The sequence below is a fragment of the Trinickia sp. genome (assembly GCF_036503415.1).
GTDB lineage: Bacteria > Pseudomonadota > Gammaproteobacteria > Burkholderiales > Burkholderiaceae > Trinickia.
The window spans coordinates 1-14,987 of the sequence record NZ_DASXWY010000079.1; the positions used below are offsets into that span (position 1 = coordinate 1).

At 64.5% G+C, this 14,987-nt stretch carries 12 protein-coding genes; 8 read left to right on the top strand and 4 right to left on the bottom strand.

Translation table 11 applies throughout. The annotated features are described in order from the left end of the window. Window positions 1-858 precede the first annotated feature (858 nt). The gene (gene arsC, locus VGL01_RS10755; protein ID WP_331569077.1) at window positions 859-1,218 is read left to right on the top strand and encodes an arsenate reductase (glutaredoxin); all 360 of its coding nucleotides are present in this window, start codon (window positions 859-861) and stop codon (window positions 1,216-1,218) included. A gap of 272 nt (window positions 1,219-1,490) precedes the next feature. Next, window positions 1,491-2,048 (top strand): NADPH-dependent FMN reductase, encoded by a 558-nt coding sequence (locus VGL01_RS10760; RefSeq protein WP_331569079.1) that lies wholly within the window; start codon window positions 1,491-1,493, stop codon window positions 2,046-2,048. Between the two features lie 24 nt (window positions 2,049-2,072). Here VGL01_RS10760 and VGL01_RS10765 read toward each other — a convergent pair whose 3' ends face one another. Beyond that, window positions 2,073-2,828 carry a hypothetical protein gene (locus VGL01_RS10765; protein ID WP_331569081.1) on the bottom strand — a complete coding sequence of 252 codons (756 nt, stop codon included), beginning with the start codon at window positions 2,826-2,828 and terminating at the stop codon, window positions 2,073-2,075. Between the two features lie 67 nt (window positions 2,829-2,895). Further along, on the bottom strand, window positions 2,896-5,139 hold the full coding sequence (locus VGL01_RS10770) for a hybrid sensor histidine kinase/response regulator (protein WP_331569083.1): 2,244 nt from the start codon (window positions 5,137-5,139) through the stop codon (window positions 2,896-2,898). Between the two features lie 517 nt (window positions 5,140-5,656). Between VGL01_RS10770 and VGL01_RS10775 the strand changes: the two genes are divergently transcribed. The 6 genes from VGL01_RS10775 (at window position 5,657) to VGL01_RS10800 (ending at window position 11,359) form a co-directional block, all read left to right on the top strand. After that, the gene (locus VGL01_RS10775; RefSeq protein ID WP_331569086.1) at window positions 5,657-6,025 is read left to right on the top strand and encodes a response regulator; all 369 of its coding nucleotides are present in this window, start codon (window positions 5,657-5,659) and stop codon (window positions 6,023-6,025) included. Further along, window positions 6,018-6,641: a chemotaxis protein CheC gene (locus tag VGL01_RS10780; RefSeq protein WP_331569088.1), complete on the top strand. Its 624-nt coding sequence runs from the start codon at window positions 6,018-6,020 to the stop codon at window positions 6,639-6,641. The genes VGL01_RS10775 and VGL01_RS10780 overlap by 8 nt, the downstream gene beginning before the upstream one ends. Window positions 6,642-6,649: 8 nt before the next feature. Then, window positions 6,650-7,579: a sensor domain-containing diguanylate cyclase gene (locus VGL01_RS10785; RefSeq protein WP_414720223.1), complete on the top strand. Its 930-nt coding sequence runs from the start codon at window positions 6,650-6,652 to the stop codon at window positions 7,577-7,579. Window positions 7,580-7,742: 163 nt separating this feature from the next. After that, the gene (hpnD, locus tag VGL01_RS10790; protein ID WP_331569092.1) at window positions 7,743-8,591 is read left to right on the top strand and encodes a presqualene diphosphate synthase HpnD; all 849 of its coding nucleotides are present in this window, start codon (window positions 7,743-7,745) and stop codon (window positions 8,589-8,591) included. A gap of 78 nt (window positions 8,592-8,669) precedes the next feature. After that, window positions 8,670-10,664 carry a squalene--hopene cyclase gene (gene shc, locus VGL01_RS10795; RefSeq protein WP_331569093.1) on the top strand — a complete coding sequence of 665 codons (1,995 nt, stop codon included), beginning with the start codon at window positions 8,670-8,672 and terminating at the stop codon, window positions 10,662-10,664. Window positions 10,665-10,666: 2 nt separating this feature from the next. Continuing rightward, window positions 10,667-11,359: a phosphorylase gene (locus tag VGL01_RS10800; protein WP_331569094.1), complete on the top strand. Its 693-nt coding sequence runs from the start codon at window positions 10,667-10,669 to the stop codon at window positions 11,357-11,359. A gap of 15 nt (window positions 11,360-11,374) precedes the next feature. Here the strand turns inward: VGL01_RS10800 and VGL01_RS10805 are convergent, their stop codons facing one another. Both VGL01_RS10805 and VGL01_RS10810 read right to left on the bottom strand, forming a co-directional pair. After that, window positions 11,375-12,250, bottom strand: coding sequence for a VacJ family lipoprotein (locus VGL01_RS10805; RefSeq protein WP_331569096.1), 876 nt, complete (start codon window positions 12,248-12,250; stop codon window positions 11,375-11,377). After that, window positions 12,243-14,879 (bottom strand): MMPL family transporter, encoded by a 2,637-nt coding sequence (locus VGL01_RS10810; protein ID WP_331569097.1) that lies wholly within the window; start codon window positions 14,877-14,879, stop codon window positions 12,243-12,245. Before VGL01_RS10810 ends, VGL01_RS10805 begins: the two co-directional genes overlap by 8 nt. Window positions 14,880-14,987 lie beyond the last annotated feature (108 nt).

Below are 14,987 nucleotides of genomic sequence, written 5' to 3' on the forward strand. Positions count from 1 at the left end.
GAGCCGAGAGCCGAGAGCCGAGAGCCGAGAGCCGAGAGCCGAGAGCCGAGAGCCGAGAGCCGAGAGCCGAGAGCCGAGAGCCGAGAGCCGAGAGCCGAGAGCCGAGAGCCGAGAGCCGAGAGCCGAGAGCCGATCGGAACAATTCAGGACTGTGGCTAGCGTCTCATGGGTCTAGGTCTGTCTGGCGCGAGCCCCGCGCCGAACGCGCTCCCCGAGGCAGCGTCGAATGCTTGGGCGCAATTGCGTCGCCCGAAAATGTTTTGTGGATCAACGGACCACACCTGCATCAGGGCACCTATCGCTGGATCGGAATGACGTCCGCTTCTTAACGCCCCATCGCGCACGGGCCGCCGTGGCTCGCGCCCCGTGGTGATCGCGCTTTTCACACTCCTTCCCGGGGAGCGGCAAAGGGGCCGACGCTTTATGCGCATAAAGTTCTCGGTTCCCGCGGACGGTTGCCGGTGCCAAATGACAACGAGACGTTGCGCTCGCCTCGCCGAGTGGCCCGTAATCTCGTCAGAGATGGCCGTCAGCAAACCTGCGCCGAGCAGGCACCTTCCACAATCCCTTCCAGCGCCACGGTCTTACAGTCCATAAGCCGCGAACCCAATCCGGAGCCAGCTCATTACTGCGTCATCGAGATGCGTTCGACAAAAAATAAAAATATGTTGAATTCGACGAAGAGCAACTTATTCCCTAACAACTCCCGGCCGTCCTGCCGCCCCCTAGCAGGCTCCTCGCTCGAAGCATCGCCAGTATTTCCGGAGCACATCCACTAAGCTGCGCTACCGCGGCGGTTCCGCGTTTCGTAGAATCACGACCGAATATTTCCAACGTTCAGGCAGGAGCTGTTTATCCATGATCACCATCTATCACAACACGCGCTGTTCGAAGTCACGTTCCACCTGCGAACTGATCGACAGTACGTTGAATACCTCCGGGGAGCCGGTGCGCATCGTCGAATACCTGAAGGAACCGCTCAGTGTGGACGAATTGAAAGCGCTTCATCGCATGCTCGGCGGGCGGGTTCGCGACATGATTCGCGATACGGAGCCCGTGTACGACGAACTCGGACTCGCGGACGCTTCGCTCGACGACGATGCTCTTTTCGCTGCGCTTGCGAGCCATCCCATCTTGCTCCAGCGGCCGATCGTGACGCGCAACGGTAAAGCCGTCATCGGGCGACCGCCCGAGGCGGTCCGTGCATTGTTCGCCTGATCTACCTTACAGTCGGCAGTCCTGGACGGACGCCGTCGTCATCCGAACGTCATGATTGTGACGTTCGGTAAGCGGGGAGGGGGAAACCGAAGTTATCCACAGATTCTGTGGAAAAGGTTGTGGAAAGGCGGCCTGAAACCCAGAGCCCGCTGCCATCTGACTGGGCTGCGCATAAATTGGCCGCTGGTTCGACACATGGGCGACTATCATGGAAAGCTCGTCGTCCCGGAGGTACCTGGGGCGGCGCCTCTCAATGTGCAAGGAGCGACTTGATGGCTTATCGAATCGAAGTGGTGGTGGGCAGTCTGCGCCGGGATTCGTTCAACAAGCAACTGGCGCAGGCGCTCGCCCGGCTCGCAGGCTCGGAGATGACGTTCTCGTACCTGGATCTCGGCGTGTTGCCGCTTTATTCGCAGGACTACGATGCGGACTTCCCGCCAGTCGCGCGCGAATTCAAGCAGCGGATAGAAGCAGCAGATGGGCTCTTGTTCGTGACGCCTGAGTACAACCGTTCGATGCCTGGCGTACTCAAAAACGCGATCGATTGGGGCTCGCGTCCATGGGGACACAACTCGTGGAAGGACAAACCCGCGGCCGTTTGCGGTATCTCTGTCGGTGCGACGGGTACGGCGCTCGCACAGCAGCATCTACGCAACGTGCTCGCGTATCTCGACGTGCCCACGATGGGCCAGCCCGAAATATTCCTCAAGCACACCGAAGACTTTTTCGACGCGTCGGGGAATATCGCCAACGAGAGCACGCGCAAGTTCCTGCAAGGGTTCGTCGATCGCTTCGCCGCCTGGGTGCAACGCCAGACGGCGAAGCATTGATCGTGCGTCGCGTGCTAGCGACCGCTATCGATCGTCGCGCTCGCTGCCGTGAAAATGCTCTTCCTCCTGCAGGTACTCGTCGGGTACAGACGACGGTGAAGCGCTTGGCGCTGCTGGCGTGACGGCCGCACCGGAAGGCGTGCCGGCATCTTGTGCCCGCGCCTCGTCGCGCCGTCCAGCGAACACCGCGCCCATACCGGGGGCAGCGCCCGCGGCAACGGCCATGGCGTCTGCCTCGCTCGCGGCCACGTCCTTGGCTGCTGCCGGGCCGGACGGCTCCGCGGCTTGCTCTTTTCGCGCGAAACTATGCACCCTGCCGCGCGTAGTCACGGTGGGGTTTCGCCGAAAACCGAGTTCCTCGAGCGGCGAGCGCTCCCGCGCCACCTCGTCGGCCGGAGCGCACCACGTGGCAGCCCGTTCTTCGATGTCCATCGGGTTGCGCGCGGCGAGGGCGGCGCGAACCGCCTCGCATTGCGCGTCATCGACGACATCCACGCTCAGCATGACCGCCCCCCGGCGCACGGCTTCGGCGTATTGAGTCGTTTCGCGCCGTGGCGGCTCGCTCGCGAAAAGCGATTCGAAGAATCGCTCGATGCTCGCGAGCAGCCCTTCGTCGACATGCGGCGGCTCGACAACCGTTGTGGCGTCGGTGGCGTACGTCGGCTCACAACGCGCTTGCAGCGTAATAGACGTCCGGGCGATTCCCTGGACGACCAATGCGTCGCGAGCTTCCTCCGCCCCGGCGTACGTATCGAAAAATGCAATGACCGTGTGCTGCATGATGCGCTCCCCCTATCGACTTTTAGTCACGGCACATTAATTGTTGCAAATAATGGGCCGGCCCCGCTCAACTCGCCTTGCCCGCCGCTGGGGCGTGTTCTTCCCGTTCTCGCCGGATGGTCTGCAGCATCGCGTCGAGCAGGGCGATATCGAAAGGTTTTGACAGCACGCGTACGCGGACATTCCGCGCGCGTTCGAGTTCTTGCGCATAACCCGTCACAAGAATGACGGGCAGCGGGGGCACGAGCGACTGCGCCGACTCCGCTAGATCGAGGCCATTGCGGGTACCCGGCATATGGATGTCCGAAATGACGACATCGAATGCCGGCGTCGTGGGGTGCCCGATGAGTTGCAGTGCGGCATCCGCATTGAATAGGCAGGTGACGTCATGCCCCATCATGCGCAGCAAGGCTTCGGTGCCAGCGGCGACCTCGTCGTTATCTTCGACGAGCAAAATGCGCAGACCGCTGCTGCCCTCTGCGCTTCCGGAGCGCGGCGAGTCAAGAGCGGGCTCGGCCGGCGTGGCGGTGGAGCGCGGCAAATACAGTCGTACGGATGTCCCGACGCCCAACGTGCTATCGATCGTCGCGAGTCCGCCTGAACGCTCGCAAAATGCGAAGACTTGCGGCAATCCGAGCCCCGTACCCATGCCCTGCGGTTTCGTCGTATAAAGCGGCTCGAATGCGTGAGCAAGGACTTCCGGCGACATTCCCGTTCCGGTGTCTTCGAGTGTCACGACCACGAATTCGCCAGTAAGCGCGAACCCGCTTTCGCGCTCGAGGCGAATGTCATGCGCGCGAATCGTGAACTGCCCGCCGTTCGGCATCGCGTCTCGCGCATTGACGGCAATATTGATCAGCGCAAGCTCGAGTTCGGCGATGTCGACCTCGATAGGCCAAATCGGGTTGGCGATGTCGATGACGAGACTGACCTTCGCGCCGAGCGATGCATGCAGGAATTCGCGGCTGGCTGCGATCCAACGCGCCAGATCGATCGTCTCGCTGCGCAGCGGTTGTTTGCGCGCGACGCCGAGCAACTGGCGCGTGAGAGATTGGCCGCTTTTGAGCGCGCGCTCGATCGCACCGAGTTCGCTTTCGATCTGGGCGGACCCGCGGCGCCGCGCGATCTGGACGTTGGTGGCAACAATCATCAGCAGGTTGTTGAAGTCGTGCGCGACCGTGCCGACGAGGTTGCCCAACGCCTCCATCTTGCGCGACTGCCGGTACGCCGTTTCGATGGAGCGCCGCATCGAAGCTTCGGCTTGCCAGCGCGTCCACGCTTCTTCTTCGGCCGAAAGACGTCGTAACGATAGGCCGAGAACGAACCAAAGGACGATGGATGGAACGAAAATCGATACAGCAAGCACGGCAACGCGGTGCGACCAGTCTGCCCAAATCGCCGCACCGCTATACGCGCACGAGACATATACCGGGTAGGCGCCGACGCGCCGGAACGCAAGAATCTCGCCGTGACCGGTCTCCGGCGAATGACCGACTCGAATCACACCCGCCTTGGTGCCGCGTTGGAGCGCGGAAGCAAACGCCGGCGGCGGGGCGGCCTCGCTCGACTGCGGGTACGACGCCAGCACCGCGCCGTCCGAGCGCATCAGCGAGATCGTGAGCGCGCGGCTCTCCGAGCCAAGCAGTTCCCGGTAAAACGATTCGAAGTACGAACGCCGCAGCGCGACAGAAACGAGGCCGCCGAACTTGCCGTCGGGCAGGCGCCGGGCAATGCCCGTATTGAATACCGCCTCGCCGCTGCCGGCATGCCAGACCATGACCTTCGAGACATGCTCGAGAATCTGCCCGCCCCGAATGCCCACGAAATCGTCGCGCCCGGCGATCGACGCGAGCGGCGCGGGGTAATAGCGGCTGTTCGCGAGGAGCAGCCCGTCGGGCCCGAAGATCGAAATTGAGCCCACCTGCGGGTAGCCGCCGCCGATTTTGACGAGACTGTCGTGGATGTATGCTTCGCGGGCGCGCACCTGGCTGTCGTCGAGCCCGTGCACGAGGTCGTCCACGCGGGCATCGAGCGTTTCGTTCAGATCGAAAACCTTGAGCGCGTGCTCCTCGGCGATGCGCACGGTGCGCACCGCAGCGTCGGTCGCCCGAGCGACACCGGTGCGGAAATCCGAATAGGCCACGGCCGCCGCATAGACGCACGGCAGGACGATCGCCGCTCCGAGCATGACGATCAGCGTGGTGCGCCGGCCCGCGAAGTCGGGCTCGGGGACGCTCGGGTACGACGACTCTTCCTGCCAACTCGAAGGCGTCGGGTTCGCTGCCGGTGCGTCGCGCCGGTGACGCGTCATGGTCGAGAGATCCAAGGAGGGATAGGTTGCCTGATTCCAATCATAAGCGACTTGAATCGCTGCCTAACGTGTGCTCCGTTACATTTATGAGGCTCGTCGACCTTTCGGCCGACGAAAACAGCGACGAAATCGGAAGCGCAAACGTACACAAAAGAATAATCCACGCAATATTAGCGAAATATGTCCCTTCCATTTCTTCACATTGATAAATGCTGCGACGTTTCATCGTTCTGCCAAAACTGGGGGAGTTGATTTTCCGTCTGTTTGCCAAGAGAATTTGGCTCACTTTTACGAGAAAACACGCGTCCTGCGGGGGGGACGCACCTGTGAGGCATGCCTGCTTCGCCGCCATACGCGTGCGCGGAGCCGCCGCGGCGCCTCTTCCGGTCCGTCCGGAAAGCGCGCTGCTCGCCGCGCGCTCGCAGCCTGCCGACCTGAGCTCGCCCTCTCGCTAAAGAAGGTTTCCGAGCCGCCGTTAACTCGGTGTAGATTGATCCGCCTTTTCGTCACGCCTGCCATGCCCTTGCCGATTGTGATCGCCGATGACTCCCTGCTTGCCCGCAAGGTTCTGACGAAAGCCTTGCCGGACGACTGGGACGTCGACATCACCTATGCATCGAACGGCCGCGAGGCGCTCGCGCTTTATCGGGCGGGCAAAGCGTCGGTCATGTTCCTCGACCTGACGATGCCCGACATGAACGGCTATCAGGTACTCGAGGCCTTGCAGCACGAGGACCTCAATACCTTCGTGATCGTGGTGTCGGCAGACGTGCAACCTCTTGCGCAGGAGCGCGTTCGCGCGCTCGGCGCCGCCGCGTTCGTCGCCAAGCCCGTGACCCCCGAGGCCTTGCTGCCGATCCTCAAGGAGTACGGCTTGTATGCGTGAGACCGTTCTGACCGAAGACCAGCGCGACGCATTGCAGGAAATCGCCAATCTGGCGATGGGCCAGGCCGCCACGCGCCTCGCGACGCTGCTCGATACGTTCATCGAGCTGTCCGTGCCGCGGGTGAGGGTGGTGCGAGTCGAGGATGCGGCGCGCACGCTGCGCGACATGACCGGCATCGACGAGCATGTCATCGCCGTGCGTCAGGGTTTTCGGTCGGACATCAAAGGCGAGGCGCTCGTCATCTGCCGCAGCAGCGGCGTCGGCAGTCTATGCGCACTCGTCAATGACCCTTACGTTCATTCGGCATATGAATCGGTCAGCCAGACCGAGTTGATGTTCGATGTGGCGAACGTGCTGACCGGTGCGTGCGTGTCGTGCATCATGAATCAGCTCGATCGCACGCCGATCTTCTCGGCGCCCGGGCTGCTCGGCGAAAAGCTCGCGCTCGAAGACGTCTTCCATGCCGACGTGCTGGCCTGGCGGACGGCACTGCTGCTCGAAGTCAATTTCTCGCTCGAAGATAAGACGTTCCGCGCCCATCTCGTCATGCTGATGGCCGAAGAATCCATTCGCCGCATGAACGAGGCGCTCAATGCGATCCTGTCCAGCCTATGAATCAAGTGATGGAGCAGTCTCTCAGCGATCTCGTCATCGAGCGGGTGGACTTCGGCATCTTCGTGCTCGATCGCACGATGAAGGTACTGATGTGGAATCGCTTCATGCAGGACCACAGCGGATTGCCGGCCGAACAAGTCGTCGGCAAGTCGGTCTTCGATAGTTTTCCCGAACTGCCGCGCGTCTGGCTCACGCGCAAGGTGGAGAGCGTCTTTCAGCTCGGCAGCTTCGCCTTCAGCTCCTGGGAGCAGCGCCCCTATCTGTTCAAGTTCGACCACGACCGGCCCATCACCGGCGGGGTCGATTTCATGCAGCAGGATTGCACGTTCATGCCGCTTACGCGTGGGCGCGAAGTCGTCGCGGTGTGCGTGACGATTTCCGACGTCACGAATGTGAGCGTGATGCAACGCGAGCGCGAGGAGGCCGTCGTCAAGCTGCGCGAGTATGCGAATCGCGACGGTCTGACGGGCATCGCGAACCGGCGCTTTTTCGAAGCGCGGCTGCGCGACGAATTTGCGCGCTGGCAGCGCTACGGCGGCGAGCTTTCGGTGCTGCTCTTCGATCTAGATCATTTCAAGGACATCAACGACCGGTTCGGGCACGCCGTGGGCGATACCGTGCTGCGCGTGATGGCGCAGCGGGTGGCCGATGCATTGCGCGCGCAGGACATCTTCGGGCGTTTCGGCGGCGAAGAATTCGCGCTGCTGTTGCCCTGCACGCCGCTTGCCGATGCCATGATCGTCGCCGAAAAAATCCGGACCACGATCTGCGATACGCCCGTGGAAGCCGAAGGCATGCGCGTGCCCGTGACCGCCAGTGTCGGCGGTGCCGCTGCGCGCCCCGGCCTGCCGGGCTACGAAGTCCTCATCAACGAGGCCGATGCGGCGCTTTACAGCGCCAAACGGCAAGGGCGCAACCGCTCGGTCGCGCTGGCCTGACGGGCCCCAAAAAAGGTTGATATACTTTGGCGCGTTTCCGGCACTCCCGCCGGCGCATTGCGGCTGATCGCGCGGGCCGATGACGCCGCGTGGTGCCTTAACGGCACGCCGCGTGGGGTATCGACTTTCAATCGCCCGGGAGGGCGCCACAGCGGAGTTCGCCTTGGCTGTTTCAAATCTCGTCGTGGACGAATCCGAAACCGACGCCGCCGCCGTCACCTCGAGCAGCTCGTTTTATCTCGCGATGCGCATTCTGCCTGCGCCGCAACGCGATGCGATGTATCAGGTCTACGCATTTTGCCGGGCGGTCGACGACATCGCGGACAGCGACGCGCCGCGCGCGGAACGCAGCGCCGCTCTTGGGCGATGGCGCAACGATATCGACGCCTGTTACGCGGGCACGCCGCGGCCGTCGCTCGCCGCGCTGACGCGTCATATCCGCACGTTCGATCTGCAACGCGAGGATTTTCACGCGATGATCGACGGCATGGCGATGGATGCGGCCGCCGATATCTGTGCGCCCGACGAAGCCACGCTCGATCTTTACTGTGACCGCGTCGCGAGTGCCGCGGGGCGGCTCTCGGTGCGGATTTTCGGCATGCAGGAGGAGCCGGGAAGGGCCCTGTCGTACCATCTCGGCCGGGCATTGCAGTTGACGAACATCCTGCGCGATATCGACGAAGACGCCGCGATCAATCGCTGTTATCTGCCGCGCGAGCTGTTGGCGCGGGAAGGGATCGCGGCTGCGAATCCGCTCGCGATCGCGGACGATCCATCGCTGCCGCGCATCTGCGCGACGTTGGCCGAGCGTGCCCTTGACCACTTCCGTCGAGCCGATGCGATCATGAACGCCGCCCCGAAGAAAGTCGTGCGGGCGCCACGGATCATGTCGGGCGTCTATCGGTTCCTGCTCGAGCGCACGCTCGAACGCGGGTTCGACGTGCCGCGCACGCCGGTGTCCAAGCCACGCCTGCGGCTCATGTGGATCGTCGCCCGGTACGCGCTCTTTTAGATCCGGGCGAGCGGAAGCACACCGCACAAAGCGCAACGGGGCGACATGAGCGCTTCTCAATCAAACGTATACATGCCGATGAACGATTTTTCCTCAGCACATGCCGCCGTTGCCGCGCTCGATGCCACGCGCGCGGCACCCGGGGACGATGCGCTGGAGAGCGCGATTTCGCGCGCGACCGATGCGATCCTGGCCGATCAGCGCCCTGACGGCCATTGGGTCTACGAGCTCGAAGCCGATGCGACGATTCCCGCCGAATACATCCTGCTCGTCCATTACCTCGGCGAGACGCCGAACGCAGAGCTCGAACGCAAGATCGTGCGCTACTTGCGCCGGATTCAGCTCGACGACGGCGGCTGGCCACTTTTCACGGATGGCGCGCTCGATATCAGCGCCAGCGTGAAAGCTTATTTCGCGCTGAAAATGGCGGGTGAACCCGAGAGCGCGGATCACATGCAGCGCGCGCGTCGCGCGATTCTGGCCGCGGGCGGGGCCGAAGCCGTCAATGTCTTCACGCGCATCCTGCTTGCGCTGTATGGCGTGATGCCCTGGCGTGCCGTCCCGATGATGCCCGTGGAAATCGCGCTGTTGCCGCAGTGGTTTCCGTTTCATCTGTCCAAGGTCTCGTATTGGGCTCGCACGGTGATCGTGCCGTTGCTCGTACTCAACGCCCGGCGTCCGGTGGCGCGCAATCCACGTGGCGTTCGCATCGACGAGCTGTTTCGCGGTGCGCCGGACGATGCCCGGCTGCTGCCGCGCGCACCGCATCAAAGCAAGGGCTGGTTCGCGTTCTTTCGTGCCGTGGACAGCGTGCTGCGCGTGACCGACCGATTGTTTCCGAAGGCGACACGGCAGCGTGCGATCGAGGCGGCCGTCGCGTTCGTCGACGAGCGCCTGAATGGCGAAGACGGGCTCGGCGCGATTTTCCCGGCGATGGCGAACGCCGTCATGATGTACGACACGCTCGGTTATCCACCCGATCATCCGAACCGTGCGATCGCGCGGGCATCGATCGAGAAGCTGCTCGTGATCGGCGACGACGAGGCTTACTGTCAGCCGTGTCTGTCACCGGTCTGGGACACCTCGCTCGCGGCGCATGCGCTCTTGGAGACGGAGCTGCCGCGCGCCGAGCAGGCGGCGTTGCTGGGCATCCAGTGGCTGCGTCCGCTGCAGATTCTCGATGTGCGGGGCGATTGGATCTCGCGTCGCCCGAACGTGCGGCCGGGGGGGTGGGCATTCCAGTATGCGAATCCGCACTACCCCGATGTCGACGATACGGCTGTCGTTGCCATGGCGATGGAGCGCGCAGCGAAGCTCACGGGCTCCAACGTGGACCGCGAGGCGATCGCACGCGCACGCGAGTGGGTGGTCGGCATGCAGAGCAGCGACGGCGGATGGGGCGCCTTCGAGCCCGAGAACACGCATTACCACCTCAACAACATTCCGTTCTCCGACCATGGTGCGTTGCTCGATCCGCCGACCGCCGACGTGTCAGGGCGTTGTCTGTCGATGCTCGCGCAGTTGGGCGAGCTGCCGGCCGCGAGCGAGCCTGCCCGGCGCGCCTACGACTACTTGCTCGACGAGCAGGAGGACGACGGCAGCTGGTACGGCCGCTGGGGCATGAATTACATCTACGGCACCTGGACGGCGCTCTGTGCGCTCAACGCGGCCGGCATGTCTCACGAGGACCCGCGGATCCGCCGCGCCGTGCAATGGCTCGCGGCGATCCAGAACGACGATGGCGGCTGGGGCGAGGACGGTACGAGCTACAAGCTCGACTATCGCGGTTACGAGCGCGCGCTCAGCACGGCCTCGCAAACGGCTTGGGCGGTCCTTGGGCTCATGGCGGCCGGTGCGGTCGCGCATCCCGCGGTCGAACGCGGAGTGGCCTACCTGCTGCGCACGCAGCGCGAGCACGGTTTGTGGGACGAGACGCGTTTTACCGCGACCGGCTTTCCGCGCGTCTTTTACCTTCGCTATCACGGCTACCGCAAGTTCTTTCCGCTATGGGCGCTTGCCCGCTATCGGAACCTCGTGCGCGGCCGGCAGGTGCGCGTATCTGTCGGCATGTGACGATGGAACCGCACGCGCCACTGCCCGTGATTGCCGTGACGGGCATGGCATTCGAAGCCCGCATCGCGCGCGGCGAGGGTGTGCATGCGGTCTATGCGGCCCGCAGCGACTTGCTCGAACGCGCATTGGCCGCGGCGCTGGCACGCGGCGCATCGGGTGTCATCAGCTTCGGTACGGCGGGCGGGCTCGCCGCCGATCTCCGGGCCGGTACGCTGATCGTCGCCGATGCCATCGATGGCCCGGACGGTAGCATGCCGACGGACCCCGCCTGGCGCGAGCGCATCGTCGCGAGGCTTGCTGCCGCGACGCTCGACGCGCCCTGGCAGTGCGGCGTGCTCGCGGCCGTCACGGCACCGCTGACGAGCACCGAACAAAAGGCCGCGCTCAACCGGGCCCGCGGTGCGTTGGCTGTCGATATGGAGTCTCACATCGCGGCCGGGATGGCGCGCGCGCACGGCCTGCCGTTCATGGCCTGCCGGGCGATCGTCGACCCGGCGTGGCGAGCGCTGCCCGAGGCGGCCACAGCGGGCCTGCGCGACGACGGCACGACGGCTCTCGTCCCGATTCTCGCGTCGCTCATACGTGCGCCTTCGCAGCTCGGCGCGATGATCCGGCTGGCCGCCGATGCGCACGCGGCGCGTGCCGCGCTCACCGAAGCGCGCCGCACGCTTGGGCCCGCATTCGCGCGGCCCTGACGTCGCCTTTTTCCGCTATTTGGATTGCGGCGCGCTGGCTGGCGCCGCAGGCTCGGGCGTGACCGCGGCCGGAGCGGGGGTGACGCCGCTTGCCGGCGCGGGTGTGGGCGCCGAAGGCAGGGCGTCGCTCGCGGCAGCGGGTGCTGCGGTCGTGCCGCTCGAATCGCTTTCACCCTCGTCGCCATAGTTCGGCAGCGCGGGTGCGGTCGCGGCGCCGCCCGTGTTCGTCCGTGAGCGCCGTTGTTGCAGATAGGCGTCGCGGACGAACGAGTATTTGTCGAGGGCTGCCTGTTCGAGGATGTTCGTCGCGCCGAGCATGTCGGAGCGCACGCTCACGAACTGCAGGATGTAAAGCGGAGTGCGTGCCGCCGGCTCGACGTAGTTCAGCGGATTGAAGCGAACATCGACGGCGAGTCCGACGCTGTCGCGAAACGTGCTGGGACCGAAGATCGGCAGGACCAGATAGGGTCCGGAGGGGATGCCCCAACGCCCGAGGGTCAGCCCGAAGTCCTGATGGTGCTTGGGCAGCCGGGCGAGCGTCGCGAAGTCGATCAGGCCGCCTACCCCGAACGTGGTGTTCATCGTGAAGCGCATCAGGTCCGAAGTGGCATCCGTAATTCTGAGTTGCAGCAACTCATTGGCCACGTTGGTCAAATCGCCCAGATTCGAGAAGAAATTGCTGATGGCCGTGCGCAACGGGTGCGGCGTGATCTTCTGATAGCCCTTCGCGATCGGCACGGCCACGCTTTTGTCGACGGCGTCGTTGAAGCGAAAGATCGCCCGGTTCATCGGCTCGAGCGGGTCGCCCGCCGTTCGGTTCGGTGCGCTCGCACAGCCGGCCAGGACGATCGCGGCGCCCAGCGCCACAGGGAGGGTCCGCAACTTATCCATCGATTCCTTCTAGTTCTTTTGTGGGCGGGTGAGCGTCGCGCGGTCTGCCCATCAATATGGGCTGAAAGACGACCGCGCCGATGAGCGTACACGAAAGCGCGAGCGCGAGCAGTCTGCCCATGCTAGCAGTGCCGGGATGGTGCGAGAGCCAGAGGCTGCCGAACGCTGCAGCCGTCGTAGCGGCGCTGAACAGCACAGCGTGCGTGAGGCTCGATGCGAGCAGGCTCGTCTGGCCGTTGCGCCACGCCATCACGAAGTAGACCTTGAACGCCACGCCGACGCCCAGCATCAGCGGCAACGCAATGATGTTGGCGAAATTGAGCGGCATGTCGAAAGCCACGCAGAGCTCCAGCGTGACGATGGCCGAAACGAGCAGCGGGATCATCGTTCGCAACACATCGGCGAAGCGGCCCAGGGCGATCCAGAGCAGCACCGTGATCGCGATAACGGCCAGTGCGGCCGCCTGCAGAAACGCCTTGATGATCGTGTTGGCCGAATGCAGGATCGAAATTGGGCCGCCCGTGGCACCCGGCTCCGCTTTCTTCACGGCATTGGCGAAGCGGCGCAGCATCGTATCGTCGCCGGGGTCCACGCCCGGCGGCACGCGCGGGGAGATCTGCACCAGCGCACGACCGTCCGGGGCAACCCACTGGCGAACCATCTCGGGCGGCAGCGTCTGTCGTGTGATTGCCGAAGGCTGCAATAGCATCGTCAATTGGCGCAGCGCAAGGCGAAGCGGAACGGAGAATGCCGCTTCGGCGCGATCGCGCGTGGCGGGATCGGCGGCAGCGAGCTGTGCGAGCGATGCCGACAGGTGCTTCGCTTCGGCCGCGCCGGGCCCGGGGTGATCCTCGGCCGCATAGGAGAGCTGATTGGAGGCGCGCTTGAGTGCGGCGACGCGCTGAGCGTCGGTCGCCGGCGCAGCCGGCTGCTGCGTCAGCGCGGGCAGCAGCGACTGGGCGGCTTGTGCGATCGATGCGAGCTTTTGCGGTTGATCGGGGGGAATCAGCGACGAGAGCGTCGTTACGCGCCCGACCTCGGACAGATTCGTCAGCCGCGCCGCGACGGCATCCGCGGCGCTCAACGATGGCGCAAGCACCGATACGTCGTTGACCGCTGCTTCGGGCGAGTCCTTGAGCGAAAGCAGCGTCGCCATCGATTCGGTGTGGGGATCCTTCAGATGCAGCGGATTGAAATCGAAGCGAAGATGCAGGAGCAGCGGCAATGCACCGATTACCACGACGAGCGTGCCGATCAGTATCGGCTTGCGATGGTCCTGCAGGTATTCGTCGATGGGTGCGAGCGCCGTGAAGCCCGGCCGCGCGGGCTCCCCGGGCGGTGCCATCAGCTTGATCAGGGCGGGCAGCAGCGTCATGGTGCTCAGATAGGCGACGATCATGCCGACGCCGGCGATGAGCCCGAGTTCGGACACGCCGCGATAAGCCGTCGGCAGAAACGCGAAGAAGCTCGTGGCGACGGCCGTCGCAGCCAGCGTCAACGGCGCGCCCATCGAATGCGCCGTGCCGACGAGCGCATGATCGAGGCGCTCGTCGCGGTAGCGTTCCTCTCGATATTTGACGCCGTACTGGATCGCGAAGTCGGCACCGAGACCGACGAACAGCACCATGAACGCGACCGAAATCATGTTGAACGAGCCGACCATCAACAGCCCCAGCGCGGCAGTAATGGGCAGCCCGACGGCCAGCGTCACGAACACGGCGAGGATCATCCGCTTCGAGCGCAGCGCGAGCCACAGGATGCCGAGCACCACCGCGAGCGTCGCGATGCCGTTCACGAGCGCTCCGTCTTCGACCGAAGCGAATTCCTCGTCGGCGAGCGGCTGTTCCCCGGTCAGCCGAACCACGGCGCCGAAGCGCTTTTCCAGCTCGAGCTGCCGGGCCGCGGCGCGAATGGCCGCCGTGGCCTCGGCGCCGGGCCGCAGCACCGCATAGTTCACGACCGGCGCCACGGTGACGAAGGCGCGAGCCGGCTGGCGAGCGGAGTCCGCATCGACGAGCGCGCGCCACGAGAAGGCGGCGGGTTTGCCGGCGAGGACCGCATCGACGGTGTCCGCGCTGCGCGAAAAAAGGGTCGTCAGTCCAGGCAGCGTAACTTGACCCGATTCGAGCGGCAGACCCAGCATGGTCGACAGCGTCGTGGCGAGCCCCGTCAGACTCGGGTCGTGCGCGAGCGTGTTGACGAGCGGGCGGGCGCTGGCCAGCTGCGATGTCGTGCCGCTCAGCGTGCGGGGGGAGACGAACAGCAGCCCGTTGTGTTCGAAGAACGGGCCGCCGCCCGGTTGCGAGACATCGCCCACCTTGCTTGCATACGCCGGCGCTTTGAGCCCGGTCGCGAGCGCGTCGGCCGCGGCGTCGGCGAGTTCGGGCGCCGGGGCCTCGACTACAGCTAGGATCGTTTGGCCGCGCTGGGGAAAGGCCCGATCGATGGCGTCGCCGAGCGCCGACCATTGCGGATCGTTCTCGATCAGCGTGCTGATATCGGTATTGATCCGAAAATGGCGGGCGATGTAGACGCTGCTTGCGGCCGCCAACACCAACGAAAGCACGACGACCCAGACCGGGCGGCGCACCGACGAGGCAACGAGGCGAACGATGAGGGACATCAGCATGAATCGGCCAGCTCGGAAAGGGTAAACGACAAAATAAGCAAGTATACCGGCCAACGGGTATCGCGCCGCGTCGAGCGCGCGACGCACGGCCAAAGCTGCCCGGGTACG